Annotated in this window: 4 protein-coding genes; all 4 read right to left on the bottom strand. The window is 48.3% G+C overall.

The window, feature by feature from the left end; all coding sequences use genetic code 11:
- Window positions 1–438: lactate utilization protein (locus RT269_RS29735; protein WP_313188122.1), on the bottom strand; the 438-nt coding region annotated here is incomplete at its 3' end.
- Window positions 371–1,303, bottom strand: coding sequence for a DMT family transporter (locus RT269_RS29730; protein ID WP_313188121.1), 933 nt, complete (start codon window positions 1,301–1,303; stop codon window positions 371–373). The genes RT269_RS29735 and RT269_RS29730, both read right to left, overlap by 68 nt.
- 165 nt (window positions 1,304–1,468) lie before the next feature.
- On the bottom strand, window positions 1,469–3,226 hold the full coding sequence (locus RT269_RS29725) for an ABC transporter ATP-binding protein (protein ID WP_313188119.1): 1,758 nt from the start codon (window positions 3,224–3,226) through the stop codon (window positions 1,469–1,471).
- A gap of 5 nt (window positions 3,227–3,231) precedes the next feature.
- Window positions 3,232–4,962, bottom strand: coding sequence for an ABC transporter ATP-binding protein (locus RT269_RS29720; RefSeq protein WP_313188117.1), 1,731 nt, complete (start codon window positions 4,960–4,962; stop codon window positions 3,232–3,234).
- Window positions 4,963–5,202 lie beyond the last annotated feature (240 nt).

Genomic DNA, 5,202 nt, shown 5'->3' with positions numbered 1-5,202 from the left:
CTCCACATCTTCCGTTATCTTGTTCGTCCCTGCAACAACAATGACCTGCTCCGGGCCGTACAGCATGGGGGCCACCCGGCTTCCATTGCCGTCAATATTAAAGATCTTCCCGTCCATGGTGATCCCATTGGCTCCGGTGATAAACGTGTCTGCCGAAAAATTCTTAAGGTATATCTCCCGTTTTCCTTCCCTGGTAAGGGAAGGATCATATTTATCCAGAAAGTCCACATCCCTTTTCCTTAAATCTTCAAAGACTCCCGTCTGTTCCAGGGTGACAGAATCTCCGCAGCCCACGGTCGTTCCATCCGCTATAAGCCTCCTTAAAAGCTCCAGAAGTTCACCTTTATCCTGAACCAGATAACCTGCTATGTTATTCCGCTTTAGACGTTTTATCAATAAGGGTATGTCCGGTCCGTTTTTTTGTGAATAAAGATCCATTGATTTTTCCTCCAAAGTTAAACATAAGGATCCCAGACAAAATGATTGCGCCGCCGGTGAGGGTCGCCTTGTCCGGAACCTCATTTATCATGAGAAAACCGAAAACACTTGTTAAAAAGGGCGTCACAAACATATAATTGCTGACTTGCGACGTCTGTTTTGCCTTCGCAAATGCCTTTGACCATGATACATAGGCTATGGCGCTGGAGCCTATTCCCAGGGTCACAACATAGAATATCTGGATTCCGGGGGCATGGACCGCCTCATTTACAGATGAAGGCAGAAATATGGCAAGAAACAGCGTACCAAAGAAAATACTAAAGGCACAGGACTGCAGGGCTTGATAGGATTTCGTCAATTTTCTCTGCAATAGATTGTAAATGCTGACCAGCAAAGCTGCAAGGAACAGCCAGAACAGGCCGGAATTAATGGAAAACACTCCATTCATCAGAGTCAGGACCAACACTCCGATGAACTGGATCCCAATGGCTGCCCACTGGAATCCCAGCAGCCTTTCCCTGTAAACAAACCGGGCCAGAAGCGCGGTAATAACCGGAACCGTGGCGAGCACAACGCTGCCGGTGGAAGCCGTTACCATATTCTGCCCTTTGTTAAAGGCTATCATGTAAAAGAAAAAACCGGCTGCCCCGGAAGCCATGAACCATAAAACATCCCTCTTCCCTGGCAGTTTCATCTTTGTAAAGAGGGCAACCGCAATCAAAGCGAGAGACGCCACCACATACCGAAGAAATCCCAGGGAAAACGGGGAAAAATATCCAAGAGCCAGTTTTGTGAACACATAGGCCAGTGACCAGAAAAATATGGTTGTGGCCGCATAAGGGTGGAAGCTATCTCTCCATTTCATATTCGTACCTGCCTTTTTGCCGTTCATTATGGTTGCCTTTTTACTTCCCTATAATTTACCACGGAAATGCCATAAAGAAAAGAAAGAAATGTAACAAAGGTTGTTGAAACAGAAAGCAAAAATACAGCATAATTAGGAAACCGGCAGATAAAAGCTTCCGCCATTTTAAGGGTTTTTATCCAGGCTCCAGCCAATGGCCCGCTTTCTAACCTGTAAAAATTCCCGGTACAGGCCGTTTTTCTCCACCAGCTCTTCATGCCTGCCCCGCTCAGCGATCTTTCCTCCACTCAGCACCAATATCTGGTCCGCATGGCGGACCGTAGTAAGGCGGTGGGCAATCATGATAACTGTTTTCCGTTTTGTCAGCTCCTCTATGGCAGTCTGAAGCTGCAGCTCATTCTCAGGGTCCACGCTTGAGGTGGCTTCATCCAGAATGATAATAGGTGAATCCTTTAAGATGGCCCTGGCAATGGATATTCTTTGCTTTTGCCCCCCCGAAAGGCTTCCTCCCCCTTCCCCTACCAGGGTATCATACCCCAGGGGAAACTCCATAATAAAATCGTGACAGCAGGCTTTTTTTGCTGCCTCCATGATCTGTTCCATGGTGGCTCCCGGCCTCCCGAACCGGATGTTGTCTGCAATGGTTCCCCGGAACAGATAAACGTTCTGGAAGACAATGCTTATGTTTCTTAACAGGCTGTCTGAGGTGTAGTCCTTCACATTTCTGCCATTTAAAAGGACTTCTCCGGAATCCACATCCCAAAAGCGTGCAATCAGGCTGCATAAGGTGCTTTTTCCACCTCCGGAAGGCCCTACGATAGCAGCCGTGGTCCTTTCCGGAATCCTTAAGTCAACATGATTCAATATTTTTCTTGTATCATAGGAAAAGCTTACATCCTTAAATTCAATATCAAAATGATCTGGCTGGATATCCGCACCGTTTTCATCTAAAACAGGAGCCTCATATACCGCCTGGATCCGGTTTAGATTGTCATCGATCAATTCCAGGAGCGAAGCGCTTCCTCCCACTCCCTCGATATAAGAATACATGACAAAGCTGGAGATCACTATGGTCAGGGCATTAGAAAGAGAAAGTTCCCCTCCGGCAAACAGGCAGCAAGCCGCCATCAGCACTCCGCATGCTGCAGCCTTGAAAATATAGCTGTAAAGGGCCGTAAGCCCGGTAAACAGGCGCTCAAAGCGAAGATTCTGGCGGCAGCTTTCCCCTATGGCTCCATCTACGGTGCGGTTGGAGGTCTCTCCCAGCCCATAAGCCTTTACAACAGAAATTCCCTGAATATACTCCAGCACCGCAGAAGCCAGGGAGGCCTGAACGTCCTGCTTCTCCGGGGCGATCTCCATGCTCTTTTTCTGTAGAAATCCGTTGACCCAAAGCCCCAGTAGAATGGCTGCAAATGAAATCAGTCCGATCTTCCAATGAAACATGGTAATCACCAGAGTGAGGATGACCGCATGGACAAGGCCAACGACGATGTTGGTGATGGCTGTGCCTGCCATGGCTTCAATTTCATTCATGGTGGTGGTCACTGATGAGGTGATCTCTCCCAGACTGTTGGTATTAAAGAATCCCATAGGCATACGCTTTAACCGTTCCCCAATGGCGATCCGCTGGTCTGCGCACATGGAGAAACAGGCAGTGCTGCTTTCCCTGTTTGCCAGGTAATGAAACAGGATCCGGCCTGCAACGCTGAGAAGCATAATTCCCAGAGTGATCAGGACCACTCTTATGGAAAGGGGGACTCCGCCCGCCCTGCTTTCTGCAATGGCGGTCAGACTGTATAAGATCCCAGCCACCGGAAGGGCTTCAAAAACGGAGTAAAAAATGTGATACCAAACCGCACGGACCAGCTGCCCCTTATGCTTTCCCGAAAAACAAAGGATCTTTTTAAGTATTTTAATCATTATTCCTATCTCCTTTCTTCCGGATCAATATCTCTGGAGCCTATATGGGCACTCCACATACTGTGGTACATGGTACTGCCGGCAAGAAGCTCCTCATGAGTGCCCTGGCTATCGATCCGTCCGTCATTTACCACGATGATCCTGTCTGCGGATGATATGGTAGAAAGCCTGTGGGCAATGACAATGAGGGTCTTTCCCCGGACCAGCCTGGAAACCGACTGCTGGATGACCGCTTCATTTTCTGAATCCGTATAGGCTGTCGCCTCATCAAGCAGGATCACCGGACTGTTTTTTAAAATAGCCCTTGCAATGGAAATGCGCTGGCGCTCCCCGCCGGAAAGCTGGCCCCCGCCTTCCCCCACCAGAGTATCGTATCCCTGTTCCAGGGACTGGATGAACTCATGACAGCTGGCCTTTTTAGCAGCTTCCACAATTTCCTCATCCGATGCCCCGGGCTTTCCGATTCTTATATTATCCCGTATGGATAAGTGAAACAAAAAATTATCCTGTGACACATAGGAAATGATGCTGCTCACCTGCTGAAGAGGCAGGCGCCTTACATCCACTCCTCCCAGGGTGATCCGCCCTCCGTTCACATCCCAGAATCCGGCGATCAGTTTTGCAATGGTTGATTTTCCCGAACCCGATGGCCCGACGATTGCAGTCATTTCCTTTGGCTTCGCCTCAAAGGAAATTCCATGAAGGATCTCCTGATCCTGATATCCAAAGGTGACATTTTCAAATACAATGGGGTAATCCTTTAAGTCCTGCCCCATAGACGGCCTTATCATCTCTTCTTCCTTCAAAATCTCCGCCACCTGGTTCATAATGGTTCCCATGGAAGCGATGTTATCCGTGTACTTCATGGCCTGGACCAAGGGACCTGCCAGGCCAAAAGAAAGGATGATACAGGTCAGCATGGCAGATAGCTCCAGGGTGCCCTGAGCGTAAAAGTACAAGGCAGAAGGTAATACAAACAAAAGAGTGGAGGGAAGTATGGTCATCAAAGCCGTATACTCCGGCAGGGTAACCATAAAAAACTCCGTGATCGCCTGACAGCTGTTCTTTACCGCCCCTGCATAGCTTTCATAGGAAGAAGCAGACTGGTTGAATGCCTTAATGGCCTCGATCCCATTGATATACTCCACCGCCTGGGAGCTCATTTCATTTCCTGCTTCCACATTTTTCTTATAATACTTTTTGTACTTTTTCATCAGTGGGATGTAAAACAACAGTCCCAAAGGGATTGTGACAAGGGATAAAAGAGCAAGCCTCCAGTCTAAGTAAAACAGATAGATAAGCACAGCGGCAGGAACCAGAAGATTAGCCGTCATTTCCGGAATCAGATGGGCAAACGGTGCTTCCAGCTTTTCCACTGTATCCACCAGAACCGCTTTCAGCCCTCCGGAGGGGCGTTCTGTCACATATCCAAGGGGAACCTTTGACAGCTTGGCTGTCAATGCCGTCCGGATGGATACGAGGATCCGGTAAGCCGCCTGGTGGGACAGCTCTGTGGAAACTGCTCCCAAGACCACCTTAGCCGTGTAGCCAAAAAGCGCGGTCAGAACCAGAAGGCCAAGGCCCGGAACCGTATACTGGTTTTCAATCATTTTATAGGTTATTTTTGCTGCTGCAAAGTAGGGGATTATGCCTCCTGCAACACTTAAGACAGCAAACAGCACGGAAGCAGCCAGTTTTCCTCTGCATCCGGCTGCAAATGGTAATATTTTCTTCATTTTTATGTCCATTCCTTTCGCTCAAAGCAAAAACATGTTAAAATCTCCTGCTTTGAGTGATTTCTTTTTATGGTTGATCAAACGCTTTCCTCCATGCAGGCAAGCAGCCTGTCCTCGTTTCCATACACCGGAAAATCCAGGGAACAGCAGCCCTTTGAAAGCACCACTGCCCGACTGCAGGTGGAAACCGCGAATTCATAATCATGGGTTATAACAAACAGCGTCTTTTCAAGCCTTGAC

The sequence above is a fragment of the Lacrimispora sp. genome (genome assembly GCF_032078915.1).
In the GTDB taxonomy this organism is placed as follows: Bacteria; Bacillota; Clostridia; order Lachnospirales; family Lachnospiraceae; genus Lacrimispora.
The sequence above is the reverse complement of the archived record's forward strand: the minus strand, read 5'-3'. Positions and strand labels throughout refer to the sequence as shown.